The organism is Achromobacter sp. 413638 (genome assembly GCF_043119405.1).
Lineage (GTDB): Bacteria > Pseudomonadota > Gammaproteobacteria > Burkholderiales > Burkholderiaceae_B > Achromobacter.
The window spans coordinates 1-25,374 of the sequence record NZ_JBICCO010000093.1 but is presented as its reverse complement, the minus strand read 5'-3'; the positions used below and the strand labels follow the sequence as shown (position 1 = coordinate 25,374).

Sequence of the window (25,374 nt, the reverse complement as noted above, 5' to 3'; positions counted from 1 at the left end):
GTTAAGCGGGCGGGGGGGCGGGGCCCCCGCGCCGCATCCGTTGGCGGACGCGGGCGCCTCGCCCAAACGCGTCGTTCAATTACTACTATCGCGGCTATCAGCCGGATAAAAACTGGCTAAAGAAGGCGCGTTGCGTTAACATAAGCCGGTGATTTTCCGCAAAAACCTGACTTCGACGCCGCATCGCACCACGAGCGTCCTGGCTGGTTTTCCTGAGCGAGCGTCTCTTGCCTCAAGGCTTGGGCAACCGTTCCCACGCTTCTTCCAGCCTCGCGCACAGCGCCCGGCTGCGACCAAGCCGCGCATCGCGCGCACCCCAGCGCCTCGCGGCGCAGGTATCCGTCATTTCAGACATCCACTCGGGATGCCGTGGCCCTTACCCGCGCCTGCCCGGACGTTTTGCGTTCCAACCGCCGGACCCGGCTTACCGCCTCCGGCACGCGTCGCCGCTCACGCGGCATGCCATGCCGCCCGCATGGCGCCGCGCAATGATCAAGGAGTAGACCATGGCAAAAGAAGAACTCATCGAACTGGACGGCATCGTTGACGAAGTACTGCCCGACAGCCGCTACCGCGTGAAGCTGGACAACGGCATCGAAGTCGGCGCCTACGCGTCGGGCCGTATCCGCAAGCACCGCATCCGCATCCTGGCCGGCGATCGCGTCACGCTGGAAATGTCCCCCTACGACCTGACCAAGGGCCGCATCAATTTCCGTCACAAGGACGAGCGCGGTCCCGCCCCCACCAGCCGCCCGCCCGCGCATCGCCGCTAAGGCGCGCAATGACGGATGGCGCGGCCGCTTAACCCCGGCCGGCGCCGTGCCGTAATGCAGGATGCGGCGGTTCATGGAAAAATGCCGCATTCCCGCCCGCGCCCTGCCGGCGGCACACGCATGAAGCAAGATGGACCTGAACCAAGAGTTGCAAGCCGCCGCCGATCAGCTTGACCGCGCGCGCAGGAAATTCGCCAGGGGCGAAAATGGCTTGCGCCTGCTCAGCCAGTCGCGCGAGGCTTTCATCAACAGCCTGCGCAACACCGGGCTGACCTACGCCGACGCCAAGATCAAGTTCGACAACTGCCTGGACGAACAGGAAGCCGAACTGCTGCAGCTCCACGAACAGATGCTCTACGCCGAACGCATGCACCAGTACGCGCTGCACCGGATCGCGCTGCAGCACCCCTCGGCCCAGCCAGACCCGACCGAATCCGCGCTGGCCGGTTGAGCGCCCGGCCGCCGCGCGCCTGCGCGGCGACAATCAGGGCTTGAAGGCGCCGATGAAGATCGCGGGATCGACCCGCGCATCGTTCAGGCTGACGTTCCAGTGCAGGTGCGGCCCCGTGGCGCGGCCCGTGGCGCCCACCTTGCCCACCACCCCGCCGCGCGGCACCTCGTCCCCCACCTTCACGTCGATCGCCGACATGTGGCAGAACATGCTGACCATGCCCTGGCCGTGGTCCAGGAACACAGTCTTGCCGTTGAAGAAATAATCCCCCACCAGCGTCACCACGCCAGCGGCCGGCGCCTTGATCGGCGTGCCGGCAGGCACGGCGAAATCCAGCCCGGAATGCGGATTGCGCTCTTCGCCGTTGAAGATGCGCCGCAGGCCGAAGGGGCTCGACAGGCGGCCGCCCGGCACCGGACGGTCCAGGATGAGGTTGCTGGGCGTCACGCCGGCGCGATAGCTTCGGTTGGCCGCGCTCTGCTCGGCCATTTCACGCTCGATGCGCTTCATGTCCTCGTCGCTGGGATTGACCTGGCGCGGGTTCTTCAGCGTGATGCGCTGCGCGGCGTATTCCTTGGGCCGCACCGTGAAGGCAAGTTCGCGCGCGCCCTTGGCATCGCGGATGGACACACGCTGCTCGCCCGCCTTGACCGACAGGGGAATGCCCACCACGGCGATCCACTGACGCCCTTCCTCGCGCACGACCAGCGCGCGCCGCTCCAGGAACGTGACCTCCGGCGCCGCCGGGCCATCGCCCAGCGCCAGCACGGCCACGCCACCGGGAACCGGAGCGTTGAGCTTGCGGGAAATGAAACCCTGCTGTTGCTGCGCGCGCAGCGGCCCGGCGGCGAACAACGCCGCCGCGGCCACGCCCAGCCACAGCACGTCGCGGCGCGTGCCCGTCATGATCACAGACACAGGTTGGCCGGCTCGATCATGCTCTGATCGCGGCGATTGATGCGGGTGGACAGGCGGGTCTCGGTCTTGCCCTTCCAGTGCGTAGTGGTCAGCACCGCCTCCACGCCCAGGCTGTCGCTTTGGACCAGCTCGAAACCGTTGCGCACGGCCTTCTGCTCGAACTTGATGCCCTGCGCCTTCCAGGCGCTGGCCACGCAGGCGGTGTAATCCTCGGCGCTGCGTTGGGTGGAGCCATAGAAGACAGGATCGCGGCTGCGCACGTCCTTGACGTTGGCGCAGGCCGACAGCGCGGCGAGAACGGTAAGGGACAGGGCGAGGCGGACCTTCATGTCGGCGGGCATCTCAAAACGGGGTTGATCGGCAAGTCAAAAACTATACCGCAGCGGCCGCTCAGGCCTGCTGCGCGCGGCGCGCCGATTTCGGGCGGAAGGCGGCGATCACCTCGGGCCGGGTCTCGGCGTAGGGACCGCCGATCAGATCGATGCAATACGGAATGGCGGCGAACACGCCCGGCACCAGGGTGGCGCCGTCATCGCCCTTCAGCCCCTCCAGGGTTTCGCGTATGGACTTGGGCTGGCCCGGCAGGTTGACGATCAACGCCGCATGCTCGGTCGTCTCCCTGATCACCGCGACCTGGCGCGACAGGATTGCGGTGGGCACGAAACGCAGGCTGATCTGGCGCATCTGCTCGCCAAACCCAGGCATTTCGCGAGTGCCGGCGTCCAGGGTGGCCTCGGGCGTCACGTCGCGGCGGGCCGGGCCGGTGCCGCCCGTGGTCAGCACCAGGTCGCAGCCGCAATCGTCGACCAGTTCGATCAGCGTCCGGGTGATCCCCTCGCGCTCATCCGGAATCAGCCGGTCCACCGCCTGCCAGGGCGAGGCCAGCGCCGTTCCCAGCCATTCCCGCAGCGCGGGCAGGCCCTGGTCCTGGTAGGCGCCCGCGGAGGCGCGATCGGACACGGATACCAGGCCGATGAGCAATTCGTCGGGGTGGCTGCGGACTAGGCGGGCGGAGGCGTTCATGGCGGGATGGCGAGTAATGGAAGAACTGGCGGCGGCTAGCCGCGCGTATCCACGGGCGGCGCCGAAACCCGGATGCTATCGCATTCTTCCGCCCCGGGCCGGCGCCATGCCGGGAGCTTGTCCGGACTCATCGGGGACAGGTCACAAATCTGCAATAATCGGCACCTTCGCCGGAACCTGCCCCCGCCTCCATGTTCGACCTCTTCCATGGCCTAGACCTCTGGGTCGGCCTCAGCCTCGTGCTGGCCCTGACCTTCGTCCTGGCCTTCGAATTCATCAACGGCTTCCATGACACGGCCAACGCCGTCGCCACGGTGATCTACACCAAGGCCATGCCGCCGCACCTGGCGGTGGTGCTGTCGGGGATCTTCAATTTTCTCGGCGTGCTGCTGGGCGGCGTGGGCGTGGCCTATGCCATCGTCCACCTGCTGCCGGTCGAGCTGCTGATCAACGTGGATACCGGACGCGGCCTGGCCATGGTGTTCGCCATGCTGGCCGCCGCCATCGCCTGGAACCTGGGTACCTGGTACTTCGGCATCCCCGCCTCCAGCTCGCACACGCTGATCGGCTCCATCCTGGGCGTGGGCCTGGCCAATGCGCTGATCACCGACCTGCCACTGGGCGACGGCGTCAACTGGGGCAAGGCCATCGATATCGGCCTGTCGCTGGTGGTCTCGCCGGTGGCGGGCTTCCTGATCGCGGGCGGCCTGCTGCTGGCGCTCAAGCGCTGGCTACCGCTGTCGAAGATGCACAAGACGCCCGAGCAACGGCGCGAACTGGACAACAAGAAGCACCCGCCGTTCTGGAACCGCCTGGTGCTGGTGCTGTCGGCGATGGGCGTGAGCTTCGTGCACGGCTCGAACGATGGCCAGAAGGGCATTGGCCTGATCATGCTGGTGCTGATCGGCATCGTGCCCGCCAATTTCGTGCTGGACACCAACAGCACCACCTACCAGATCGAGCGCACCCGCGACGCCGCCACGCACCTTAGCGCGTTCTACCACCGCAACGAGGCCACGCTGGGCGACTACCTGGCGCTCAAGCGCGGCGGCGGCGCATCGGACCTGCCGCCCAGCTTCCGCTGCGATCCCGAACTGACGCTGCCCACCATCGCCGCGCTGCAGGCCGACCTGCAGGGCGTGAGCCATTACGGCGACCTGCCAGCCGCCAAGCGCATCGACGTGCGCCGCTATCTGCTTTGCCTGGACGACACGGCCAAGAAGGTCGCGCGCCTGAAGGAACTGCCGGCCCGCGAACGCGCCGACCTGCAACGCCTGCGCACCGACCTGACCGCCACCACCGAATACGCGCCCTTCTGGGTGATCGTCGCGGTGGCGCTGGCGCTGGGCGCAGGCACCATGGTCGGCTGGCGCCGCGTGGTGCTGACCGTGGGCGAGAAGATCGGCAAGCAGGGCATGACCTACGCGCAGGGCATGTCGGCGCAGGTGACCGCCATGGGCGCCATCGGCCTGGCCAACGTCTTCAGCCTGCCGGTGTCGACCACGCACGTGCTGTCCTCGGGCATCGCCGGCACCATGATCGCGAACAAGAGCGGCCTGCAGGGTGGCACCGTGCGCAACATCCTGCTGGCCTGGGTGCTGACCCTGCCCGCCTCGATGCTGCTGGCCGCCGGCCTGTTCTGGGTCGGCGTGCGCATCGCGGGATAAGGCATCGCGGCCGCGCGGAACATCCGCGCGGCCGGCGCAACAGTCTGGCTACCGCGCCGGGCTATCTGCCGCCGCGTCCGGCGCCTAACATGACGCCATGAACGCATCCTCTCCCATCCTCCACTACATCTACGACCCGCTGTGTGGCTGGTGCTACGGCGCCGCGCCGCTGGTGGAAGCCGCCCGCGCCGTGCCCGGCCTGGCCATCGCCCTCCACGGCGGCGGCATGATGGCCGGCAGCAACCGCCAGCCCGTCACCGACGCGTTGCGGCGCTACGTCATGCCGCATGACGAGCGCATCGCGGGCCTGAGCGGCCAGCCGTTCGGCGCCGATTATTTCGATGGCCTGCTGCGCGACGGCGGCGCCGTGTTCGACTCCGAACCGCCCACCTCCGCCATCCTGGCCGCCGAGAACCTGGCCGGTCGCGGACTGGACCTGCTCAAGCGCATCCAGCGCGCCCATTACGTCGAAGGGCGGCGCATCGCCGATCCCGCCGTGCTGCGGGAGCTGGCGGCCGAGATCGGCCTGGACGCCGACGCCTATGCGGCCGCCCAGGCCGACGCCGCCGGCGCCGCCACGCTTGATCACATCGCGCAAAGCCGCCGGCTGCTGTCGCAGATCGGCGGCTCGGGCTTTCCGACCCTAGCCCTGGAGCGCAAGGGCGGCTACACCTTGCTGGAGCCGGGCCGCTACCTGGGCCGGCCGGCGCAGTGGCAGGCCGAGCTGCGCGAGCGGATCAAGGGCGCGGGCTGAGCCGCGCCGGCGAGATGCGCCAGTCACTTCGGCTTCTACGAATGGGCGAGGTCGACGGGCAGCGGTAAGGTGGCGTCCATGCCTCGATTTCCGAGGCCTGGAGATGCCACCATGACCCACGCCGCCTATTCGAACCCCCTTCGGGGCAACCCTCCTTCGGTCAATACCGGCATGACCGGCCGGCACCGCCTTCAGCCGCAACGCCGGGTTAGCCTCTCCGGGCAACAGGCCGGCCACCTGCATGCCCAGTCACACTCAGAGACGCTGTCTGGCCAGGCGCCACGGCGGCAAACCATCACCCAGGCATTGGCCATGCCCGGCATCGAAAACATCGAATTCGATCCGCCCCGTCTGGAACTCGTGTTCCAGCCATCCTCCGACCAATGAGGTACGTGCTCGACACCAATGTCGTTTCCGAACCTCGCAAGGCAGGCGCCGGCCAGGCCAACGCCAAGGTTTCTGCATGGATAGCCAATGTGGACACGTCTGCCTTGTTCCTGTCCGCCATCACCGTCATGGAACTCGAAATCGGGATTCAACGCGCGGAACGCAAGGATCCACGACAAGGCATCGTGCTGCGCGCCTGGATGAACGGCCGAGTGATGCGCACTTTCGCCGCCCAGGTATTGCCGATATACGTCAAGATCGCGCGGCACTGCGCCGCCCTGCATGTGCCGGACCGGCGCTCCGAACGGGATGCGCTGATCGCGGCGACGGCACTGGTACATGGCATGATCGTCGTCACGCGCAATGTGGCCGACTTCACGCCGCTCGGCGCGCCGTTGCTGAACCCCTGCTCATCCGACTGAAGCCGCCACACACCGCATGCGTCGCCTCGGTGGACCACCTGACTTGCGAGCAAGTCAGGTCCTTGCCCGGCGCCTACTCCGCGTCGCCCCCCAGCGCACGCAGTTGCGCCTTCAGCCTGCGCACTTCCTGGCTCAGATCCAGGATCAGCGCCACGGCATCCAGCCCGGCGTCGAAATCACGTTCCAGCCGGCGGGCCTCGCGGGCGCGCCGCAGATCCAGGCTATGAAACCGCCATTCTTCCCGGCGGTCGCCGGCGGCGCTGACGATGCCCACTTCCACCAGGCGGGCCACCCACTCCACTTCGGCGCCGCAGGCGTGCGCCAGCTCGTTCGCGTCCAGTGGCTGCGACTTGCCCACCACGGTGGCGCTGGCGATGACGACTTTCTTCATGTTCAGGCTCCCAGGTGCCGGCGCGGGTTGAAGGGCAGATCCTGCTGCATCTTGCGATAGGCCTGCTTGGCGGCCTCGGTGTCGGCCGGCGGCAGCGCCAGTTCCAACACCAGATACAGGTCGCCAGGCGGATCGCCAGGTATGCCTCGGCCGCGCAGCCGCAGCTTGCGGCCATTGGCCGACCCCGCGGGGATGGACACTTCCACCGCGCCCCCGGGCGTGGGCGCCTCGACCTGCGCGCCCAGGGCCGCTTCCCAAGGCGCCACGGGCAAGGACATGTACAGGTCGCGGCCCTCGGCGCGATAGCGCGCATGCGGCTTGAAGCGCACTTCGAGATACAGGTCGCCGTTCTCGCCGCCGCCGTAGCCCGGCATGCCCTGCCCGCCCAGGCGGATGTACTGGCCTTCGCGCACGCCCGCCGGAATGCGCACGCTCAAGGTGCGCGTGCTCATCTGCGGTCGGCCTTGATCGTCCATGCGCATCGAGCGCAGGCTGATGTCGCGGGTGGCGCCATGCAGCGCGTCCTCCAGGTCCACCTCGATCGCCGCATGGTGGTCTTCGCCGCGCGCGCGGAAGTCCTGCTGCGGCGCATGCCGCCGCGCCCCGCCGAACAGGGACGAGAAGAACTCGCTGAATTGCGCCTCGTCGCCGGGCGCCGCCCCCCGGTGGAACTCGAAACCCTCGTCCCAGCCGGGCGGCGGCTGGAAGCCGCCATCCGGTGACACGCCGGCCGCCAGGTTGTCATAGGCCTGGCGCTTTTCCTGGTCGCGCAGCACGTCATAGGCCTCGTTGACGTCGCGCATGCGGGCCTCGGCGTCGCTTTCCTTGCTGACGTCGGGATGATATTTGCGGGCGAGCTTGCGGTAGGACCGACGGATCTCGTCGTCCGAGGCGCCGCGCTCCACGCCGAGTATGCCGTAGTAGTCCTTGAACTCCATGTCCCAGCCCATTGAAAGGGTTGCAGCCGCCAGCCGCGCCGGAATCGGCCATCCAATGGATAGAAGATAGGGGTTGCGCGCCGTTTTTTCAATGCGTGGGCGCAGACGGTCGGCAACCGCGCCATAATTGCGGACGTGGCCGCTTGCCAGGCATGCTGGCCCCGGCGCGCCGTCCGACGAGGGCGGCGCAACCAGAACGGGACCGGCCGCTTGCAGGCGGCCAGGAGCCCATGCGCCAAGGCGCAAACGCAGGAACCCCATCATGCTGGAAATCATCGACGTCGATTTCAACAACCCGGAGCATGGCCGCCAGGTGCTGGCCATGCTCGACGAATACGCCAGCGGCCCCATGGGCGGCAACACGCCCCTGCCGGCCCATGTCCACCGCGACCTGATCCCGGAACTGGCCCGCCGCCCCACGGCGCGCGCGCTGCTGGCCCGCGTGGATGGCGAGCCGGCCGGCGTGGCCATCTATCTCGAGGGCTTTTCCACCTTTGCCTGCCGTCCGCTGCTGAACCTGCACGATCTGGGCGTCTCGCCCCGCTTCCAGGGCCAGGGCGTGGGCAAGGCGCTGCTGTCCGCGCTGGAGCAACGCGGCCGCGCGATGGGCTGCTGCAAGATCACGCTGGAAGTGCTGGAAGGCAACGCCGTGGCGCAGGGCCTGTACCGCAAGCAGGGCTACGAAGGCTACGCGCTGGACGAGCACACCGGCCGTGCCCTGTTCTGGCAGAAGAAGCTGGCCGCCTGAATCCCCAATTTGCAACCACCACCCGCGCGACCGCGGGGCAGGATCGATCATGAAGATGAGCAACATCCCCTTCGGCACCACCGACTGGAACGAGGTCGAACGTACCGAACATCCCGGCAAAACCGGCGTCGCCTACTGGCGCACGCGCCAGTTCGACAATGTGCGCGTGCGCATGGTGGAGTATTCCCCCGGCTACCTGGCGGACCACTGGTGCAGCAAGGGCCATATCCTCTTCTGCCTGGACGGCGAGCTGCACACCGAGCTGGAGGATGGCCGCCGCTTCGTGCTGACGCCCGGCATGAGCTACCAGGTGGCGGACCAGGCCGAGCCCCACCGCTCATCCACGCCCACCGGCGCGCGCCTGTTCATCGTCGACTGAGGCGCCCGCGCGACACGCGAAATTTCAATTGCGTTACGCTGTAGGGCCGCACCGCCACGGCGGCGCGGCCCAGGGCTTTTCCATCTCATCCAGCAACCGCCTGACCGGAGACCTCAATTGGGCGCCCCTTTCACGCTATTCGTCGATTCCCAGTTTCTCAGCCCCTACGCCATGTCGGCCTATGTCGCGCTGACCGAGAAAAAACTGGCCTTCGAAGTGCGCCCCATCGACCTGTCGGCGGGCGAGCAGCGCATGGTGCCCTTCCAGAGCCGGTCCCTCACGTCCCGCGTGCCCGCCCTGACCCATGGCGATTTCCACCTGACCGAATCCACGGCCATCGCCGAATACCTGGAACAGCTCTATCCGGCGCCCGATCATCTGGCGCTGTATCCCGAGGCCCCCCAGGCCCGCGCCCGCGCGCGCCAGTTGCAGGCATGGCTGCGCAGCGACCTGGGCGCCCTGCGCCAGGAGCGCCCGACCGAAACCGTGTTCTGGGACCAGCCCGGCCAGCCCCTGTCCGACGATGGCCACGCGGCCGCGGCCAAGCTGATCCATGTCAGCAGCGCGCTCATCGGCGCTGGCCAGGCCACGCTGTTCGACGCCTGGAGCATCGCCGACGCCGACCTGGCCACCGCGCTGCGCCGCCTGTGGCTGGACGATCTGCTGCCCGACACACTGCGCGCCTATGCCGAGGCGCAGTGGCAACGCCCCAGCCTGCGCAAATGGCTGGATCACAACGCGGCCGCCCGACGCTGACGCCAGCGACGCGCCGCGATGCTGCTGCTCGATCACATCTCCATCACCGTCCCGCGACTGGACGAAGCGCGCCCGTTCTATGACGCGGTGATGGACGCGCTGGGCGCGTCCAAGGTCTATGACCGCGAGGACGCCCTGGGCTACGGCGAACGCTGCCGCGCGGGCGACGCCGGACACACCTATCTGTCGGTCTTCGCATCCCCGCAGGCCGGCAGCGACGCGCGCCGCCATTGGTGCTTCAAGGCGCCCAGCAGAAGCGCCGTGGACCGCTTCCATGCCGCCGGCCTGGCGCATGGCGGCCGCGATGACGGCGCGCCCGGCCTGCGCCCGCACTACCACCCGCATTACTACGCCGCCTTCCTGCTCGACCCCTGCGGCAATCGCATCGAGGCCGTCTGCCACGACCCTGAGTGACGCTCGGGGCGCGCAGATCCGCCTGGAACGTTAAGAAGGGACACATAGTCCACCGAGGTTTGACCTGCATCAAACCCACCCATGTTGCGACGCAACATCGATTGCGGTGTAATGGGGAGGTCAAGTCAGTCGGTTCCACTCTGGAATCGGTCCGGCGTGCGTCCATGCCGGAAAGCCACCCGCATACTCAGGAGATCGCCATGGCCGAACCCGGCAAGGATCGCGACCCCGCCCCGTCCAACCCATGGACGGCCGCCTACGAATACGCCGTGGACGCCTGGCAACGAGGCGTCCTCTACGCCGACGTGATGCGCCAGCGCGGCAACCAATACCACCAGCACATGGCCAAGCGCGCCCCCAACGTGCTGAGCATGGAATATGAGCTGGTGCTGGACGGCCGCGAATTCCCCCGCCCGGTCAACTACGGCCTGCTACGCATCACGCCGCCCCAGGGCGTCGAAACCGACCCGATCAAGCGCCCCTTCCTGGTGGTCGACCCGCGCGCCGGCCACGGCCCCGGCATCGGCGGCTTCAAGCCGGAAAGCGAGATCGGCGTGGCGCTGCGCGCAGGGCATGCCTGCTACTTCGCCACCTTCCTGCCCCAGCCCATGCCGACCCAAACGGTCGAGGACGTGATCCAGGCCGAGGCGCGCTTCCTGGAAGAGATCATCGCCCGCCATCCCGACGCGGAAGGCAAGCCCGTGGTGGTGGCCAATTGCCAGGCCGGCTGGCAGATCATGATGACCGCCGCCGTGCGTCCCGAGCTGTTCGGTCCCATCATCGTGGCCGGCGCGCCGCTGTCCTACTGGGCGGGCTGGCGCGGCATGAATCCCATGCGCTATTCCGGCGGCCTGCTGGGCGGCAGCTGGCTCACCGCGCTCACCAGCGACATCGGCAACGGCAAGTTCGACGGCGCCTGGCTGGTGCAGAACTTCGAGAACCTGAACCCGGCCAACACGCTCTGGAGCAAGCAGTACAACCTGTACTCCAAGGTCGACACCGAGGCGGAGCGCTACCTGAGCTTCGAGAAATGGTGGGGCGGCCATGTGTTCCTGAACGGCACCGAGATCCAATACATCGTGGACAAGCTATTCGTGGGCAACCGCCTGGCCACGGCCGGGCTGGTCACGTCCGACGGCATCCGCATCGACCTGCGCAACATCCGGTCGCCCATCGTGGTGTTCTGCTCCAAGGGCGACAACATCACGCCGCCGCCGCAGGCGCTGGGCTGGATCCCAGACCTTTATCAGGACGACGCCGAAGTGCTGGCCCATGGCCAGACCATCGTCTACGCCGTGCACGAGAGCATCGGCCACCTGGGTATCTTCGTGTCCGGCAGCGTGGCGCGCAAGGAACACCAGGAATTCACATCCAACATCGACATGATCGATGTGCTGCCTCCTGGCATCTACCAGGCCGAGATCGCCGACAAGACGCCGGACACGCCCAACGCCGACCTGGCCCAGGGCAACTATGTACTGTCGTTCGAGGAACGCCACCTGGACGACGTGCGCGCCATCGTCGACCGCAAGGAAGACGATGACCGCCGTTTCGCCGCGGTGGCCCGAATCTCGGACATCAACCTGGGCATGTACCGCAGCTTCGTCCAGCCCTGGCTGCGCGCCACCGTGACGCCGCAGTCGGCCGAATGGCTGCAGCGCCTGCACCCGTTGCGCCTGCCCTATGAGCTGATTTCCGACCGCAACCCGCTGGTCGCGCCAATCGCCCGCGTGGCCGAGCAGGTGCGCGAGCACCGCCAGCCCGCCTCGTCCGCCAATCCATTCCTGATGGCCCAGGAAATGGTGTCGAACTGGATCGAGACCAGCCTGAACATCTGGCAGGAATTGCGCGACTCCGCCGCCGAACGCAGCTTCATGAGCATCTACGGTTCGCCGGTGGTGCAGGACCTGGCCGGCCTGGGCGCACAGGACGGCCTGCCGCGCCGCCATCCCGGCGTATCGCCCGAACACCGCGACTTCATGGCGGCCCGCGCCGCCGAGCTGCGCTCGCAGCTGCAGGAAGGCGGGCTGCTCGTGGCCGCCGTGCGCATGCTGCTGTACGTGGCCGGCGCCGAGGGTGGCCTGGACGAACGCAGTTTCGCGCTGATCCGCAAAATGCGCGCCGAATCAAACAACACCATCACGCTGCAGGAATTCAAGGACCTGACCCGCGACCAGGCGCTGATGTTGACGCTGGACGCGCCCGCCGCCATCCAGGCCATGCCGCGCCTGCTGGAGGGCGAAACTCCCGCCGCCATCCGCACCGCGCTGGACGAGATGAAGCGGGTGCTGGAAGCCGCCGAGCCACTGAGCGCGGCGGCGCGCGAAAGCCTGGACGAAATGGAGCACATCTTCGAGGCGGCCGCGCGCCGCGCCGAGCATCACGGCCGCGACGGCGCCGCGCCGCGCAATGCCGCCGCGCCACGCAAGGTCGCGGCCGCGCGCAAGACCGCCGCGCCGGCGCGCCAGCGCGTCAAGGCCGCCGTGGCCGATCCCGCCATCGAGCCCGCCGGAGTGGCCGCGAAGCAGGCCGCCAGGCGCACCCGCGCCGTGACGGCCCTGGCCGCCGGAACAAGCGCGAAGGCCTCCACGAAGGCTGCAACCAAAACCGCATCGAAGACCACAACCCCAACCGCCGCCAAATCGGCCGCCCCCCGCAAACCCGCCAACAACAAGACCAAGCCGCAATGAACCTGCCGTCCTCCACGCATTACGACAAGCTCATCGCCCGCGCCCAGACGCTGTCGGCCGCGCCCTGCGCCATCGCCCACCCCTGCGACGAACCGTCGCTGTCGGCCGCGCTGGAAGCGCGCGACCTGGGCCTGCTGCACCCCATCCTGGTCGGACCGGAACGCAAGATCCGCGACACCGCCGCGCAATTCCGCCTGAACCTGGGCGACGCGCGCATCGTCGACGCGCCGCACAGCCACGCGGCCGCCGAGACCGCCGTGGCGCTGGTGCGCGCCGGCGAGGCCAGCCTGCTGATGAAGGGCAGCCTGCACACCGACGAACTCATGCACGAGGTCGTCGCACGCAACACCGGGCTGCGCAGCAGCCGCCGCATCAGCCATGTGTTCATCATGGAAGTGCCCACCTACCCGGAACCGCTGTTCATCACCGACGCGGCGATCAACATCTTCCCCGACCTGGAAACCAAGGCCGACATCATCCGCAACGTGATCGACCTGCATCACGGGCTGGGCCTGGGCGAGCCGCGCGTGGCCATCCTGTCGGCGGTGGAACAGGTCACGCCCAGCATTCCCAGCACCATTGAGGCGGCCGCGCTGTGCAAGATGGCCGACCGCGGCCAGATCGCCGGCGGCCTGCTGGACGGCCCGCTGGCGCTGGACAACGCCATCAGCCCGGACGCGGCCCGCATCAAGGGCATACGCTCGCACGTGGCGGGCGTGGCCCAGGTGCTGGTGGTGCCGGACCTGGAGGCCGGCAACATGCTGGCCAAGAACCTCACCTTCCTGGCCAATGCCGAGGCCGCCGGCATCGTGCTGGGCGCGCGCGTGCCCATCATCCTGACCAGCCGCGCGGACAGCCCGCGCTCGCGCCTGGCCTCGGCGGCGGTGGCGGCGATCTACTCGCACCACTTGGCCCAGCAACAGGCCCGCCCGCTGGCCTGAGACCGGCCGGATCCGGTTTCATCCCTCGCCCACCGCAACGGATTTCCCCACTCCATGTCCGACACCATCCTCGTCATCAACGCAGGCAGTTCCAGCATCAAGTTCTACCTCTACGACATCGACGGCAAGGAGGAGCTGGCGCCGCGCCTGGGCGGCCAGCTCGAAGGCATCGGCACCACGCACCCGCGCCTGCGGGTGCGCGACGCCGCCGGCCAGACGCTGGTCGAACGCGACATCGCCCCCAGCCACGCGCCCGACGTGCCCAATGGCCAGGAGGTCGTGGGCACCTGGCTCAGCGGCCACCTGGGCGGCGCGCCGCTGGCCGTGGGCCATCGCGTGGTGCACGGCGGCCCCGAGCTGTCCGAGCCGGTACTGATCGATGACGACATCCTGGCGCGGCTGGATGCCTACACCCCGCTGGCTCCGCTGCACCAGCCCAACAACCTGGCGCCCATCCGCGTGATCCGCGAGCGCCGCCCCTGGATTCCCCAGGTCGCCTGCTTCGACACCGCCTTCCATCGCAGCCATTCCGAGGTGGCCGACCGCTACGCCCTGCCCGACTCGCTGTACCAGCAGGGCGTGCGGCGCTACGGCTTCCATGGCCTGTCCTACGAGTACATCGCCCAGCGCCTGCAGCGCGCGCTGCCCGAGGTCGCGATGGGCAAGATCGTCGCCGCCCACCTGGGCTCGGGCGTGTCGGCCTGCGCCATCCACCAGGGCAGGAGCGTGGACAGCACCATGGGCTTCACCGCGCTCGAGGGCCTGCCCATGGGCACGCGGCCGGGCCGGCTGGACCCCGGCGTGGTGCTGTGGATGATGGAACGCGGCATGAGCCATGACGAGATCGAGCACCTGCTCTATCACGACTGCGGCATGAAGGGCCTGTCCGGCATCGGCAACGACATGCGCGAGCTGCTGGCCAGCGACGCGCCCGGCGCGAAACTGGCCCTGTCCTACTTCGCCTGGCGCGTGGCCGAGGGCATGGCCGGCCTGGGTTGCGCCATGAACGGCATCGACGCCATCGTCTTCACCGCCGGCGTGGGCGAGAATTCCCCCGCCATCCGCCAGGCCATCAGCGAGCATTGGGGCTGGCTGGGCATCAAGCTCGATCCCGAACGCAACGCCCACCATGGGCCCCGCATCTCCAGCGACGACAGTCGCATCGGCGTGTACGTGGTCCGCACCAACGAGGAGCTGATCATTGCCCAGCACACACTCGCACTGGTGAAACAACGATGAACGCACCGCTACCGCTGGCCGGCAAGCGCGGCCTGGTCACCGGCATCGCCAATGCCGACTCCATCGCCTGGGGCTGCGCCAAGGCCTTTCACGCCATGGGCGCCGAACTGGCCGTGACCTACCTGAACGACAAGGCCCTGCCCCACGTCCAGCCGCTGGCCGAGCAGGTGCGGGCCGACATGCTGATGCCGCTGAACCTGCTGCACGAAGGCGAACTGGAAGCGGTGTTCGAGCGCCTGGAGCGCGAATGGGGCGCGCTGGACTTCGTGCTGCATTCCATCGCCTTCGCGCCGCGCGAGGACCTGCACGGCCGCGTCACCGACTGCTCGCGCGCCGGCTTCCTGCAGGCCATGGACGTGTCCTGCTGGTCCTTCATCCGCATGGCCAAGCTGGCCGAGCCGCTGATGAAGAATGGCGGCACGCTGTTCTGCATGAGCTATTACGGCTCGCAGATGGTGGTCGAGCACTACAACATGATGGGGCCGGTAAAGGCCGCGCTGGAATCGGCCACCCGCTATCTGGCCGCCGAACTGGGGCCGCAGGGCATCCGCGTGCATGCGATTTCGCCGGGGCCGCTCAAGACCCGCGCGGCCTCGGGCATCGCCGAGTTCGACACGCTGCTGGACCGCGCCCAGGCCAAGGCGCCGGCGCGCAGCCTGGTATCCATCGACGACGTGGGCGAGGCCACGGCCTGGCTGGCCACCGACGCCGCGCGCCGCATGACGGGGCAGACGCTGTATATCGACGGCGGTTATCACATCATCGACTAGTGCGCTGATCCCGCCAATGCGCCCGCATGCGGGCACGCACGCCAGGCGTTCGCAAGCGACGGACCCGACGCTCGCGAACGTCCATCCGTCTCTCTGCTAGGCCAGCGTGTCCGGCGCCGGCTGGCGCCAGCGCTCGATGGCGTCCACCGCCTGTTCCGGGCTGCCGAAGATCTTGTCCCGGCCGATCTTCTTCACCAGGCCCGAGCGCTCCAGCGCGGTGCGGAACTGGCCGTGCCCGCCCGCCACCAACAGGGTCATGCCGCGCGCGTCCAGCTCGCGCTTGAGCTCGTACAGCGCCTCGACCGCGTCGGCGTCGGCCTGGGTCATGGCCTCGGCGTCCAGCACGAACCATTGCACGTCGCCGGCCTGGTCCATGATCTCGCGCGCGCGCCGCCGGAACGTGTCGGCGTTGAAGAACCACACGGGCGATTCGAACAGCCAGATGACCGTACCGGGCACGGGCTGCGCCTCCGGATTCAGGTGCAACTTGCCCAGCACCGACTCGCCGGGCTGGCGGCCCAGCAGCGCATCGCGCGGGTTGCCCGACACATACATGGCGTACAGCAGCGTGGCGCCCACCGACACTGCCACGCCCTGCAGCACGCCGAAGCCCACCACGCCCACGGCGGCCAACACGCCGAACGCCAGCTCGACGCGGGAAATGCGGGCCAGCCGCATGAAGGCGTGCCCGTCGAACAGGCTGGCCGCCGCCAGCAGCAGGATGGCCGACAGAACGGCCTGCGGCAGCCAGTAAAGCGGCCCGCTGAGCAGGCCCACGACCACGGCCAGCGCCGCCGCCGCGCTGATGCTGACCAGCGGCGACGAGCCGCCCGCCACCAGTCCCACGGCCGTGCGCGAATCGGCGCCCGTCACGACAAAGCCCTGGAACAGTCCGGCGGCCACGTTGGCCGCGCCGAAGCCGACCAGTTCGCGGTTCGGATCGATATGCTCGCCGCTGCGGGCCGCGAAGCTGCGGGCGGTGACGATGCCGCTGGAAAAACTCACCACCAGCACGCCGGCCGCGCCCAGCAGCATGTCATCCACGCCGTCCAGGCGCACCGGCAGGCTGAGCGCCGGCAGGCCGGCCGGCACCTCGCCCACCACGGCAATGCCCATGCCGGGAAAATCGAAGGCCCAGGACGCCGCGCAGGCGCCCACCACCAGCAGGATGGGACCGGGCCAGTTGGGCCGCCAGCGCTTGACGGCGATCAGCAGCAGGCAGGAACCCAGCCCCAGCGCCAGCGTCGGGATGCGGATTTCCGGCAGGCGGCGCGACAGTTCCAGGAAGGGATGGATCAAGCCGCTGTTGCGCAGGCCCACGCCGGTCAGGCCGCTGAGCTGCGATAGCGCCAGCGTGATCGCCACGCCCGCCATATAGCCGATCAGCACGGGCCGCGACAGCAGGTTGGCCAATACGCCCAGCCGCAGCACCCGCGCGATCAGGCAGCCCACGCCCACGGTCAGCGCGATGCCGGTGGCCGCCACCAGCCGGTCCTGCGGATCGGTCAGCGCCATGCCGGTCAGCGTGGCGGCGATCAGGGTGCAGGTGGCGGTGTCGGGCCCCACGATCAATGTGCGCGACGATCCGAACACGGCATAGCCGAGCATGCCGGCGATGGCCGCCCACAGGCCGGCCACCGGCGGCACGCCCATCATGGCGGCATAGGCCAGGCCCACGGGCAGCGCCACGGCGGCCACGCTCAACCCGGCCATCACATCGCGGCGGGCGGCGTCACGGGTCAGGCCGCGCAGGTGGTTCAGGCCAGGAAAAAAGCGCAGGTTCATGAGGCGGTGAAAGTAACATCGGCGGGACCGCCAAGCCTACACCAAGGCGGACCTCCGGCGGTGGCGCCAGATCAACGATAAGGGCACCCGATCCCGCCGGAAAGGCGGCTGGCACAAGGAAAAACGCCGGTCCCGCCGCAAGGCGGAACCGGCGTTCCGGCCGGATGCGTCAACCAGGAACTCAGGCGGCGCGGGCTTCCAGCACGGCCACGGCCGGCAGGGTCTTGCCTTCCAGGAACTCCAGGAAAGCGCCGCCGCCGGTGGAGATGTAGCCCACCTGCTCGCCGATGCCGTACTTGGCGATGGCGGCCAGCGTGTCGCCGCCGCCGGCGATCGAGAAGCCCTCCGAGCCGGCGATGGCGCGGGCCACCACTTCGGTGCCATAGGCGAACTGGTCGAACTCGAACACGCCGACCGGGCCGTTCCAGACGATGGTGCCGGCCTGCTTCAGGATCTCGGCCAGCTGCGCCGCGGTCTGCGGACCGATGTCCAGGATCATGTCGTCGTCGGCCACGTCCTCGGCCGCCTTGACGGTGGCCTCGGCGTCGGCGCCGAAGGACTTGGCGCAGACCACGTCCACCGGGATCGGCACGTCGGCGCCGCGCTGCTTCATCAGCTCGATCACGGCGCGGGCCTGATCGACCTGGTCGGGCTCGGCCAGCGACTTGCCGATCGACAGTCCGGCGGCCAGCATGAAGGTGTTGGCGATGCCGCCGCCCACCACCAGCTGGTCGACCTTGTCGGCCAGCGATTGCAGGATGGACAGCTTGGTCGAGACCTTGGAGCCGCCGACGATGGCGACCAGCGGACGCTTGGGCTCATGCAAGGCGCGGCCCAGCGCGTCCAGCTCGGCTTCCAGCAGCGGACCGGCGCAGGCCACCGGCGCGAAGCGGGCGATGCCGTGCGTGGTGGCCTCGGCGCGGTGCGCCGTGCCGAAGGCGTCGTTGACGTAGACGTCGCACAACGCGGCCATCTTCCTGGCCAGCGCCTCGTCGTCCTTCTTCTCGCCGACGTTGACGCGGCAGTTTTCCAGCAGCACGACCTGGCCGGCGTCGACCTTGACGCCGTCAACCCAGTTCTGCACCAGCGGCACGGGCATGCCCAGCAGCTCGGACAGGCGCTGGCCGACCTTGGCCAGCGAATCGGCCTCGGTCAGCACGCCCTCTTTCGGGCGGCCCAGGTGGGACGTGACCATCACGGCCGCGCCGGCGTCCAGGGCCAGGCGGATGCCGGGCACGGAGGCGCGGATGCGGGTGTCTTCGGAAATGCGACCGGCGTCGTCGAACGGCACGTTCAGGTCGGCGCGGATGAACACGCGCTTGCCGGACAGGGCGCCGGCCTTGGCCAGCGCGGACAGGGTTTGTACCTTGGGCATATGCTTTGCTTCCTAGAGTTGGCGAACAAAGGGGACGAACCCGCTTTCCGCCGTGGCGGAAAACCCGTTCGTCCCCTTCGATCCGACAGCGATGCTTACTTGGCCGACATCAGCGCGACGGTGGTGTCGAGCATGCGGTTCGAGAAGCCCCACTCGTTGTCGTACCAGGACGAGACCTTGACCAGACGGCCCGAGACCTTGGTCAGCGACGCGTCGACGGTGCTGGAGGCCGGGTTGTGGTTGTAGTCCACCGAAACCAGGGGCTCGGTGTTGTAGTCCAGGATGCCCTTCAGCTCGCCTTCGGAGGCGGCCTTCAGGATGCTGTTCACTTCTTCGACGGTCGTGTCGCGCTTGGCCACGAAGGACAGGTCGACGATGGACACGTTGATGGTCGGGACGCGGATGGCGTAGCCGTCCAGCTTGCCGTTCAGTTCCGGCAGCACCAGGCCGACCGCGGCGGCGGCGCCGGTCTTGGTCGGGATCATGCTCATGGTGGCTGAACGGGCGCGGCGCAGGTCTTCGTGGTAGACGTCGGTCAGGACCTGGTCGTTGGTGTAGGCGTGGACCGTGGTCATCAGGCCGTTTTCCAGGCCCAGCTTGTCGTTCAGCGGCTTGACCAACGGGGCCAGGCAGTTGGTGGTGCACGACGCGTTCGAGATGACGGTGTCGGTGGCCTTCAGCACGCCGTGGTTGACGCCGTAGACGACAGTGGCGTCGACGTCCTTGCCGCCGGGGGCCGAGATGATGACCTTCTTGGCGCCGCCCTTGATGTGCGCGCCGGCCTTTTCCTTGGTCGTGAAGAAGCCCGTGCACTCCAGCACCACGTCGACCTTCAGCTCGCCCCAGGGCAGCTCGGCCGGATTGCGGTTGGCCAGCACGCGGATCTTGTCGCCATTGACCACCATGTAGTCGCCGTCGACTTCGACGGTGCCCGGGAACTTGCCGTGGGCGGTGTCGTAGCGGGTCAGGTGGGCGTTGGTCTTGGGATCGCCCAGGTCGTTGATGGCGACGATTTCGATATCGTGCTTCTTGCCACCTTCGTAGTGGGCACGCAGGATGTTGCGGCCGATGCGACCGTAACCGTTGATGGCGACGCGAATGGTCATGACTAGGCTCCTTTTTTACAGAACTTGCTTGACGGTCTCGGCCACCTTGTCGGCGGTCAGCCCGAAGAACTTGAACAGCGCGCCGGCCGGGGCGGATTCGCCGTAGCGGTCGATGCCGACCACGGCGCCTTCCAGGCCCACGTACTTGTGCCAGAAGGCGGTCACGCCGGCCTCGACGGCCACGCGCGGCAGGCCCTTGGGCAGCACGGACTGCTTCCAGGCGGCGTCCTGCTTGTCGAACACGTCGGTGCTGGGCATGGAGACCACGCGCACGGCGATGCCGTCCTTGGCCAGCTGGGCCTGCGCGTCCAGCGCGATGGCGACTTCCGAGCCGGTGGCGATGATGACGGCGCGGGCGCCGTCGGCGTCGCGCAGCACATAGCCGCCGCGGGCGATGGCGGCCACGGTGGCGGCATCGCGCTGCACGAAGGGCAGGTTCTGGCGCGACAGCAGCAGCGCGGTCGGGCCGCCGTCATGCACATCCATGCCGATGCTGGTCGGACGCGTCACGGCGGCGTTCCAGGCCACGGCGGTCTCGGCCGTGTCGCAGGGACGCCAGAGCGACAGGTTGGGGATCAGGCGCAGGCTGGCGGCGTGCTCGATCGACTGGTGAGTCGGACCGTCCTCGCCCAGGCCGATGGAGTCGTGCGTGAACACGTGCACCACGCGCTGCTTCATCAGCGCGGCCATGCGGATGGCATTGCGCGAGTAGTCGGAGAAGGTCAGGAAGGTGCCGCCGAACGGCAGGTAGCCGCCGTGCAGCGCCACGCCGTTCATGATGGCGGCCATGCCGAATTCGCGCACGCCGTAATTGATGTGGCGGCCGAACTGGATGCCCTGTTCGCCGGCGCGGACGGCGGCGACGCCCTTCCAGTCGGTGAAGTTCGAGCCGGTCAGGTCGGCCGAGCCGCCCAGCATTTCCGGCAGCAGCGGGGCCAGGGCCGTGATGGCGAACTGCGAGGCCTTGCGGGTGGCGACGGTTTCGGCCTTTTCCAGCGTGGCGTCCAGGAACGCCTTGAACTGTTCGGCGTAACCGGCAGGCAGCTCGCCCTTCATGCGGCGCTTGAATTCAGCGGCCTCGGCGGGGAATTCGGCGGCATAGGCGTCGAACGCCGATTGCCATTCGGCCTGGGCGGCGGCGCCCTGCTTGCGGCCGTCCCAGCCGTCGTAGATGGCTTGCGGGATCTGGAACGGCTCGGCCGACCAGCCCAGCGCGGCGCGGGTGGCGGCGATTTCGTCCTTGCCCAGCGGGGCGCCGTGCACATTGTGGGTGCCGGCCATGTTGGGCGAGCCCTTGCCGATGACGGTGCGGCAGACGATCAGCGTCGGCTTGGCCGATTGCGAGCGGGCCTGCTTGATGGCGGCGTCCACCGCAGCGACGTCGTGGCCGTCGATGCCGCGGATCACGTTCCAGCCGTAGCCTTCGAAGCGCTTGGCGGTGTCGTCGGCGAACCAGTGCTCGACGTGACCGTCGATGGAGATGCCGTTGTCGTCATACAGCACGACCAGCTTGCCCAGCTTCAGCGTGCCGGCCAGCGAGCAGACTTCGTGCGAGATGCCTTCCATCAGGCAGCCGTCGCCGGTGAAGGCGTAGGTGTGGTGGTCGACGATGGTGTGGCCGGGCTTGTTGAACTCGGCCGCCAGCAGCGCCTCGGCCAGCGCCATGCCGACCGCGTTGCCCAGGCCCTGGCCCAGCGGGCCGGTGGTGGTTTCCACGCCCGGGGTGATGCCCACTTCGGGATGGCCCGGCGTCTTGGAGTGCAGCTGGCGGAAGTTCTTCAGCTCTTCGATCGGCAGATCGTAGCCCGTCAGGTGCAGCAGGGCGTAGATCAGCATGGAGCCGTGGCCATTGGACAGCACGAAGCGGTCGCGGTTGGCCCAGGCGGGATCCTTGGGATTGTGGCGCAGGTTGCCGGCCCACAGGGCCTGGGCGATTTCCGCCATGCCCATCGGAGCGCCCGGATGCCCGGAATTCGCTTGTTGCACGGCATCCATCGCGAGGGCGCGGATGGCATCCGCCAAGGCAAGTTTAGGGGCGGTCGGATTGCTCATTCGAAAGGCTCTTTGATGCTGGCCGACCCATCGCGAAATAGGGGCCAGTTAAGTAGGTTGCGAAGCAAAAGATTTTAGCACCTGGGGATTTCCCCCCGCCCATCGGCCGGAAGGGCGAGGCGGAGCGCCGTTTTCACCCCTGTCAGAAACAACGTAGTTCCCGCAATTGCGGGGATCGGGTCCGACATTCAATATGGCAACGCCTGTCACCTTCCGGATCTCGCTACGATGATCGCCATGCTCAATATCACGCTTCCCGCCAAGGGCTTCGTCGCCTTGCGCAACGCGCTGGGCGAAGCGCCCGCGATCGCGATCAGCCAGGCGCTTGACGAGGCCCAGGTTCGCGGCGAAGCCGAGCTGGCCGCGAAGATCCTGGCGGATGCCGAAGCCAGGTTGCAGCGCGCCAGCGCAGAAACGGCCGCGAGACTGCAAAAATTCCAGGAAGAATCCAACGCCAGGTTCGAGAAGAACCGTGAAGAATCAAATGCCAGGTTCGAGAAGAACCGTGAAGAATCAAATGCCAGGTTTGAGAAGGGCCGTGAAGAATCAGACGCCAGGTTCGAGAAAAGCCGTGAAGAATCAAACGCCAAACTGGAAAGGTCCCGCGCGGAATTCCAGCAGGTGCACCACGAGCTGCGCGAGCAGATCGCCCAACTGCCCAACCGCGAGGAACTCAAGCGCTTCGCCACCCACGCCGACTTGGCCGAACTACGCTCCCACGTGCTGCGCCTGGACAAGAAGATGACCATAGGCTTCCTGGCCCTGAGCGCGCTGCAGCTGGCGCCAAACGCCCCGCTCTTCCTGGAATGGGGCGCCAAAGTGGTAGGCTACGCGCTCAAATAGGGCTTGCCTGCACTGACCCGCAGCATGGCGCCGGCATCCGCGCCGCAAGCCCCTGCTCCCGTCACGCCATTTTGCAACATTCATGTCCGACCCTCGCTTCTTCTGCGATGTCCCCCTAGCCCCCGGCGCCCGGATCGCCCTGCCCGACGCCCTGGCCCATCACGCATTGCGCGTGCTGCGCCTGCGCGCTGGCGAAGCCATCGTCCTGTTCGACGGCAAGGGCGGCGAGTATCCGGCCGTGCTGGAAACGGAAGGCAAGACGGGATACGCCCAATTGGGGCCGTTCAACCCCAGGGAAGCGGAGCCAGCCGGCCGCATCACCCTGGTCCAGGGCCTGCCTTCGGGCGACAAGATGGACTGGGTGATCGAAAAAGCCGTGGAGCTGGGCGCGGTCCGCGTCGTCCCGGTGGCGGCCCAACGCAGCGTGCTGCAACTGACCGGCCCCCGGCTGGAAAAGCGGGTGGCCCACTGGCAACGCATCGCCCAATCGGCCAGTGAGCAATGCGGCCGCAATCGCCTCATGAACGTGGACGCGCCGCAAACGCTGGCGCAATGGCTGGAGCAGCCGGCCGAGGGCCTACGGCTGCTGTGCCATCCGGATGCCGACGACGACCTGGCGGGCGCCCTGGCCGCCCTGCGAAATCAGGATGGCACGCCAGCGCTGACCTTGCTGGTGGGTCCCGAGGGCGGCTGGTCCGACAAGGAACTCGATCAGGCGCGGGCGGCGGGCGTGCAGTCAGTCAGGTTCGGCCCCCGGGTGCTGCGCACGGAAACGGCTGGCCTGGCGCTGATCGCCGCCGCGGCAGCCCTGCTCGGTTGGTGACACCGGCCCTGCCCGGCGGGCAGGGCAATATCGGCGCCGACATCGGCGCCCGCTAGCCCGGAGCGGCCTTCCTTCAGTCTTATTCGTTGTCGCCGTAGGGCGCAGCGGCGACGCCCGGTTCGGGATCGGGATGACGGCCCGCATGCTCGACCACATACGCAAAGATGCGGCCATTCTCGTGGGCGAACTCGGCCGCGTCGGCGCAGACGGCCTCGATCCGGGCGGCGTCCTCTTCCAGGGCGGGATCGCCGGAATGCAGCCGGTACAGCCACAGCACCACGCCGACCTTGTGATCCAGGACGGTATCGCACAGGCAATCGTAGAGCGCGTCCAGGTTGCCGCCGAAATATTCGGGGAAATCCACCGCCTTGACGATGGCGCGCAGCACGGCCGAGCGGCTGCGCGCCGGATCGCAATTCGCCACGAACAGCGCCAGGCCAAGCTCATGCGCGGCATCTACCACGGCCTTCTTGTCCAGCCCCTCGTCATGGGGCAAGGCGCCGCCGCGCCGCAACTGGCGCTGCAAGGTAGATTGGGCATTGCGCGTCATGCCTGTGCCTCCTCGAAAAAGGCGATAACTTCGCGATTACGCTGCATCGTATCGGCATAACCCAGTTCTATCAATCGCCTGGTGTAGCTGGATTCGAATAGCAGATACGACATCAGCGCGCCGCCCCCGGGCCGGCCTGGATCGGACGATACACCGAGTACGCGAAAAAGGGCACGGGCCTGCGCCGGCATGTCATCCAGGTGCTCCAGCGCCAGCAGGTCGAGCGACTGGCTGGGCGTGATGCTCAAGACCCGGATCCGGCGCATGGCGCCGTCCTGGCCGTCCGGAACGGCGTGCTCCATCAACTGGTTGATGCGCTCCAGCCGTTCGACGTCAGCCGACAGGCCGTCCAGAAAGATACTGGACAGCGCATGGCCGCCCACCTGCGCCAGCGACGGATACGGCGGCGTATCCTCGCGGTTCTCCGGATGGGTCTCGTCGCGGAATCCGGTGCCGACCACCAGCACCCGATGCGCGCCCAGATGAATCGCCGGACTGATGGGCGCGAGCTGGCGCATGGAGCCATCGCCGCACCACTCGCCCTTGCCATGGACGTCGACGCGGCGCGCGGGGAAAACGAAAGGAATGGCCGACGAGGCCATCAGGTGGTCGATGCCGATGTCCGTGGGAATCGCCAGGCGCAGGTAGCGATGCCAGGGCTCGATGGGTCGGTGCGCCTGATAGAAGGTCAGGTGTTCGCCGCTGGTATAGCCGGATGCCGTGATGGCCAGCGCCGAGAGCGCGCCCCGCTCCAGGTTGGACTGCAGGTTGCCGAAGTCGAGCACCCGACCCAGCAGCGCTTGCAGGGGGCTGTTGTCCAGCAGCGACTGGGGCCGCTTGCGCGTCAGGCCGGAATACATCCAGCCCAGCGACAGCAGGCCCAGCCAGCGCACGCCGGTACGGATCAGCCCTGGCGCGTCGGCCCGGTAGATCATGTCGGTGCTCAGCGAGGACCACAGGCGGCGCACCCGCCGCACGCCCAGGTGCGGACGGTCGGCCCGGCAGGCCAGCGCGGCGGCGTTGATGGCGCCCGCCGAGGTGCCGCAGATGATGTCGAAGGGATTCTGGAAACGGGAGTGCCAATCCGGATCCAGCAACTCCATGATGGCGCTGAGCACGCCGACCTGGTAGGGGGGGGGGGGGGGGGGCCGGGGGGGGGGCGGGCTACCGGCGATATCA

General features: G+C 68.1%; 27 protein-coding genes. 16 read left to right on the top strand and 11 right to left on the bottom strand.

Going from position 1 to position 25,374, the window contains the following annotated elements; translation table 11 throughout:
• Positions 1-506: 506 nt before the first annotated feature.
• Together infA and ACEU5R_RS27205 are read left to right on the top strand one after the other, a co-directional pair.
• A complete protein-coding gene (gene infA / locus ACEU5R_RS27210) occupies positions 507-773 on the top strand; it encodes a translation initiation factor IF-1 (RefSeq protein ID WP_103275827.1) in 267 nt (88 codons plus the stop codon).
• A gap of 130 nt (positions 774-903) precedes the next feature.
• Positions 904-1,224 (top strand): hypothetical protein, encoded by a 321-nt coding sequence (locus tag ACEU5R_RS27205; RefSeq protein WP_103275828.1) that lies wholly within the window; start codon positions 904-906, stop codon positions 1,222-1,224.
• A 33-nt stretch (positions 1,225-1,257) separates the two neighbouring features.
• On the opposite strand, the gene ACEU5R_RS27200 is transcribed toward ACEU5R_RS27205, so the two are convergent.
• The 3 genes from ACEU5R_RS27200 to mog all read right to left on the bottom strand — a co-directional run bounded on the left by ACEU5R_RS27200 (position 1,258) and on the right by mog (position 3,165).
• Entirely contained in the window at positions 1,258-2,130 is an 873-nt protein-coding gene (locus ACEU5R_RS27200; RefSeq protein WP_392412860.1) for a peptidoglycan DD-metalloendopeptidase family protein, read from the bottom strand.
• Between the two features lie 2 nt (positions 2,131-2,132).
• Entirely contained in the window at positions 2,133-2,471 is a 339-nt protein-coding gene (locus ACEU5R_RS27195; protein WP_103276624.1) for a hypothetical protein, read from the bottom strand.
• A gap of 61 nt (positions 2,472-2,532) precedes the next feature.
• Positions 2,533-3,165, bottom strand: a complete 633-nt coding sequence (mog, locus tag ACEU5R_RS27190; protein ID WP_103275830.1) for a molybdopterin adenylyltransferase — start codon at positions 3,163-3,165, stop codon at positions 2,533-2,535.
• A 191-nt stretch (positions 3,166-3,356) separates the two neighbouring features.
• Between mog and ACEU5R_RS27185 the strand changes: the two genes are divergently transcribed.
• The 4 genes from ACEU5R_RS27185 to ACEU5R_RS27170 all read left to right on the top strand — a co-directional run bounded on the left by ACEU5R_RS27185 (position 3,357) and on the right by ACEU5R_RS27170 (position 6,395).
• Positions 3,357-4,832, top strand: coding sequence for an inorganic phosphate transporter (locus ACEU5R_RS27185; protein WP_103275831.1), 1,476 nt, complete (start codon positions 3,357-3,359; stop codon positions 4,830-4,832).
• Positions 4,833-4,929: 97 nt separating this feature from the next.
• Positions 4,930-5,586 (top strand): DsbA family protein, encoded by a 657-nt coding sequence (locus ACEU5R_RS27180; RefSeq protein ID WP_392412858.1) that lies wholly within the window; start codon positions 4,930-4,932, stop codon positions 5,584-5,586.
• Between the two features lie 111 nt (positions 5,587-5,697).
• On the top strand, positions 5,698-5,973 hold the full coding sequence (locus tag ACEU5R_RS27175; RefSeq protein ID WP_392412857.1) for a hypothetical protein: 276 nt from the start codon (positions 5,698-5,700) through the stop codon (positions 5,971-5,973).
• Positions 5,970-6,395 (top strand): type II toxin-antitoxin system VapC family toxin, encoded by a 426-nt coding sequence (locus tag ACEU5R_RS27170; protein ID WP_392412856.1) that lies wholly within the window; start codon positions 5,970-5,972, stop codon positions 6,393-6,395. Before ACEU5R_RS27175 ends, ACEU5R_RS27170 begins: the two co-directional genes overlap by 4 nt.
• 73 nt (positions 6,396-6,468) lie before the next feature.
• On the opposite strand, the gene ACEU5R_RS27165 is transcribed toward ACEU5R_RS27170, so the two are convergent.
• Both ACEU5R_RS27165 and ACEU5R_RS27160 read right to left on the bottom strand, forming a co-directional pair.
• On the bottom strand, positions 6,469-6,786 hold the full coding sequence (locus ACEU5R_RS27165; protein ID WP_392412854.1) for a chaperone modulator CbpM: 318 nt from the start codon (positions 6,784-6,786) through the stop codon (positions 6,469-6,471).
• A gap of 2 nt (positions 6,787-6,788) precedes the next feature.
• Complete coding sequence (locus tag ACEU5R_RS27160; RefSeq protein WP_392412865.1) at positions 6,789-7,724, bottom strand: DnaJ C-terminal domain-containing protein; 936 nt, start codon at positions 7,722-7,724, stop codon at positions 6,789-6,791.
• Between the two features lie 262 nt (positions 7,725-7,986).
• Between ACEU5R_RS27160 and ACEU5R_RS27155 the strand changes: the two genes are divergently transcribed.
• From ACEU5R_RS27155 to fabI, 8 genes are all read left to right on the top strand, one after another.
• Entirely contained in the window at positions 7,987-8,472 is a 486-nt protein-coding gene (locus ACEU5R_RS27155; RefSeq protein WP_392412853.1) for a GNAT family N-acetyltransferase, read from the top strand.
• 49 nt (positions 8,473-8,521) lie between these two features.
• Positions 8,522-8,851 carry a DHCW motif cupin fold protein gene (locus ACEU5R_RS27150; RefSeq protein WP_392412851.1) on the top strand — a complete coding sequence of 110 codons (330 nt, stop codon included), beginning with the start codon at positions 8,522-8,524 and terminating at the stop codon, positions 8,849-8,851.
• Between the two features lie 117 nt (positions 8,852-8,968).
• Positions 8,969-9,607, top strand: a complete 639-nt coding sequence (gene yfcF, locus ACEU5R_RS27145) for a glutathione transferase (RefSeq protein WP_103275838.1) — start codon at positions 8,969-8,971, stop codon at positions 9,605-9,607.
• A gap of 18 nt (positions 9,608-9,625) precedes the next feature.
• Entirely contained in the window at positions 9,626-10,021 is a 396-nt protein-coding gene (locus tag ACEU5R_RS27140) for a VOC family protein (RefSeq protein WP_103275839.1), read from the top strand.
• 200 nt (positions 10,022-10,221) lie between these two features.
• Positions 10,222-12,711, top strand: coding sequence for a DUF3141 domain-containing protein (locus ACEU5R_RS27135; protein ID WP_392412849.1), 2,490 nt, complete (start codon positions 10,222-10,224; stop codon positions 12,709-12,711).
• On the top strand, positions 12,708-13,652 hold the full coding sequence (locus ACEU5R_RS27130) for a phosphate acetyltransferase (protein ID WP_103275840.1): 945 nt from the start codon (positions 12,708-12,710) through the stop codon (positions 13,650-13,652). Before ACEU5R_RS27135 ends, ACEU5R_RS27130 begins: the two co-directional genes overlap by 4 nt.
• Positions 13,653-13,706: 54 nt before the next feature.
• On the top strand, positions 13,707-14,891 hold the full coding sequence (locus ACEU5R_RS27125) for an acetate/propionate family kinase (protein WP_392412846.1): 1,185 nt from the start codon (positions 13,707-13,709) through the stop codon (positions 14,889-14,891).
• Complete coding sequence (gene fabI, locus ACEU5R_RS27120; RefSeq protein ID WP_392412845.1) at positions 14,888-15,661, top strand: enoyl-ACP reductase FabI; 774 nt, start codon at positions 14,888-14,890, stop codon at positions 15,659-15,661. Before ACEU5R_RS27125 ends, fabI begins: the two co-directional genes overlap by 4 nt.
• A gap of 96 nt (positions 15,662-15,757) precedes the next feature.
• Here fabI and ACEU5R_RS27115 read toward each other — a convergent pair whose 3' ends face one another.
• From ACEU5R_RS27115 to tkt, 4 genes are all read right to left on the bottom strand, one after another.
• Positions 15,758-17,446, bottom strand: a complete 1,689-nt coding sequence (locus ACEU5R_RS27115; RefSeq protein ID WP_392412843.1) for a SulP family inorganic anion transporter — start codon at positions 17,444-17,446, stop codon at positions 15,758-15,760.
• 181 nt (positions 17,447-17,627) lie between these two features.
• Positions 17,628-18,821, bottom strand: coding sequence for a phosphoglycerate kinase (locus ACEU5R_RS27110; RefSeq protein WP_392412841.1), 1,194 nt, complete (start codon positions 18,819-18,821; stop codon positions 17,628-17,630).
• 95 nt (positions 18,822-18,916) lie between these two features.
• Positions 18,917-19,927, bottom strand: coding sequence for a type I glyceraldehyde-3-phosphate dehydrogenase (gene gap / locus ACEU5R_RS27105; protein WP_103275844.1), 1,011 nt, complete (start codon positions 19,925-19,927; stop codon positions 18,917-18,919).
• Between the two features lie 15 nt (positions 19,928-19,942).
• Positions 19,943-21,979 (bottom strand): transketolase, encoded by a 2,037-nt coding sequence (tkt, locus tag ACEU5R_RS27100; RefSeq protein WP_392412840.1) that lies wholly within the window; start codon positions 21,977-21,979, stop codon positions 19,943-19,945.
• A gap of 228 nt (positions 21,980-22,207) precedes the next feature.
• On the opposite strand from tkt, the gene ACEU5R_RS27095 reads away from it, so the two are divergent.
• Positions 22,208-22,822 (top strand): hypothetical protein, encoded by a 615-nt coding sequence (locus ACEU5R_RS27095; RefSeq protein ID WP_392412838.1) that lies wholly within the window; start codon positions 22,208-22,210, stop codon positions 22,820-22,822.
• Between the two features lie 82 nt (positions 22,823-22,904).
• Positions 22,905-23,645: a 16S rRNA (uracil(1498)-N(3))-methyltransferase gene (locus ACEU5R_RS27090; protein ID WP_392412836.1), complete on the top strand. Its 741-nt coding sequence runs from the start codon at positions 22,905-22,907 to the stop codon at positions 23,643-23,645.
• 79 nt (positions 23,646-23,724) lie between these two features.
• Here the strand turns inward: ACEU5R_RS27090 and ACEU5R_RS27085 are convergent, their stop codons facing one another.
• Together ACEU5R_RS27085 and ACEU5R_RS27080 are read right to left on the bottom strand one after the other, a co-directional pair.
• Complete coding sequence (locus ACEU5R_RS27085) at positions 23,725-24,195, bottom strand: barstar family protein (RefSeq protein ID WP_103275848.1); 471 nt, start codon at positions 24,193-24,195, stop codon at positions 23,725-23,727.
• The gene (locus tag ACEU5R_RS27080; RefSeq protein WP_392412863.1) at positions 24,192-25,298 is read right to left on the bottom strand and encodes a patatin-like phospholipase family protein; all 1,107 of its coding nucleotides are present in this window, start codon (positions 25,296-25,298) and stop codon (positions 24,192-24,194) included. Before ACEU5R_RS27080 ends, ACEU5R_RS27085 begins: the two co-directional genes overlap by 4 nt.
• Positions 25,299-25,374 lie beyond the last annotated feature (76 nt).

Bases quoted from the DNA above. Each gene is read 5' to 3' on its own strand.
- infA (WP_103275827.1), top strand. From the start codon at position 507: ATGGCAAAAGAAGAACTCATCGAACTGGACGGCATCGTTGACGAAGTA.
- ACEU5R_RS27205 (WP_103275828.1), top strand. From the start codon at position 904: ATGGACCTGAACCAAGAGTTGCAAGCCGCCGCCGATCAGCTTGACCGC.
- ACEU5R_RS27200 (WP_392412860.1), bottom strand. From the start codon at position 2,130: ATGACGGGCACGCGCCGCGACGTGCTGTGGCTGGGCGTGGCCGCGGCG.
- ACEU5R_RS27195 (WP_103276624.1), bottom strand. From the start codon at position 2,471: ATGAAGGTCCGCCTCGCCCTGTCCCTTACCGTTCTCGCCGCGCTGTCG.
- mog (WP_103275830.1), bottom strand. From the start codon at position 3,165: ATGAACGCCTCCGCCCGCCTAGTCCGCAGCCACCCCGACGAATTGCTC.
- ACEU5R_RS27185 (WP_103275831.1), top strand. From the start codon at position 3,357: ATGTTCGACCTCTTCCATGGCCTAGACCTCTGGGTCGGCCTCAGCCTC.
- ACEU5R_RS27180 (WP_392412858.1), top strand. From the start codon at position 4,930: ATGAACGCATCCTCTCCCATCCTCCACTACATCTACGACCCGCTGTGT.
- ACEU5R_RS27175 (WP_392412857.1), top strand. From the start codon at position 5,698: ATGACCCACGCCGCCTATTCGAACCCCCTTCGGGGCAACCCTCCTTCG.
- ACEU5R_RS27170 (WP_392412856.1), top strand. From the start codon at position 5,970: ATGAGGTACGTGCTCGACACCAATGTCGTTTCCGAACCTCGCAAGGCA.
- ACEU5R_RS27165 (WP_392412854.1), bottom strand. From the start codon at position 6,786: ATGAAGAAAGTCGTCATCGCCAGCGCCACCGTGGTGGGCAAGTCGCAG.
- ACEU5R_RS27160 (WP_392412865.1), bottom strand. From the start codon at position 7,724: ATGGAGTTCAAGGACTACTACGGCATACTCGGCGTGGAGCGCGGCGCC.
- ACEU5R_RS27155 (WP_392412853.1), top strand. From the start codon at position 7,987: ATGCTGGAAATCATCGACGTCGATTTCAACAACCCGGAGCATGGCCGC.
- ACEU5R_RS27150 (WP_392412851.1), top strand. From the start codon at position 8,522: ATGAAGATGAGCAACATCCCCTTCGGCACCACCGACTGGAACGAGGTC.
- ACEU5R_RS27140 (WP_103275839.1), top strand. From the start codon at position 9,626: ATGCTGCTGCTCGATCACATCTCCATCACCGTCCCGCGACTGGACGAA.
- ACEU5R_RS27135 (WP_392412849.1), top strand. From the start codon at position 10,222: ATGGCCGAACCCGGCAAGGATCGCGACCCCGCCCCGTCCAACCCATGG.
- ACEU5R_RS27130 (WP_103275840.1), top strand. From the start codon at position 12,708: ATGAACCTGCCGTCCTCCACGCATTACGACAAGCTCATCGCCCGCGCC.
- ACEU5R_RS27125 (WP_392412846.1), top strand. From the start codon at position 13,707: ATGTCCGACACCATCCTCGTCATCAACGCAGGCAGTTCCAGCATCAAG.
- fabI (WP_392412845.1), top strand. From the start codon at position 14,888: ATGAACGCACCGCTACCGCTGGCCGGCAAGCGCGGCCTGGTCACCGGC.
- ACEU5R_RS27115 (WP_392412843.1), bottom strand. From the start codon at position 17,446: ATGAACCTGCGCTTTTTTCCTGGCCTGAACCACCTGCGCGGCCTGACC.
- ACEU5R_RS27110 (WP_392412841.1), bottom strand. From the start codon at position 18,821: ATGCCCAAGGTACAAACCCTGTCCGCGCTGGCCAAGGCCGGCGCCCTG.
- gap (WP_103275844.1), bottom strand. From the start codon at position 19,927: ATGACCATTCGCGTCGCCATCAACGGTTACGGTCGCATCGGCCGCAAC.
- tkt (WP_392412840.1), bottom strand. From the start codon at position 21,979: ATGAGCAATCCGACCGCCCCTAAACTTGCCTTGGCGGATGCCATCCGC.
- ACEU5R_RS27095 (WP_392412838.1), top strand. From the start codon at position 22,208: ATGATCGCCATGCTCAATATCACGCTTCCCGCCAAGGGCTTCGTCGCC.
- ACEU5R_RS27090 (WP_392412836.1), top strand. From the start codon at position 22,905: ATGTCCGACCCTCGCTTCTTCTGCGATGTCCCCCTAGCCCCCGGCGCC.
- ACEU5R_RS27085 (WP_103275848.1), bottom strand. From the start codon at position 24,195: ATGACGCGCAATGCCCAATCTACCTTGCAGCGCCAGTTGCGGCGCGGC.
- ACEU5R_RS27080 (WP_392412863.1), bottom strand. From the start codon at position 25,298: ATGGAGTTGCTGGATCCGGATTGGCACTCCCGTTTCCAGAATCCCTTC.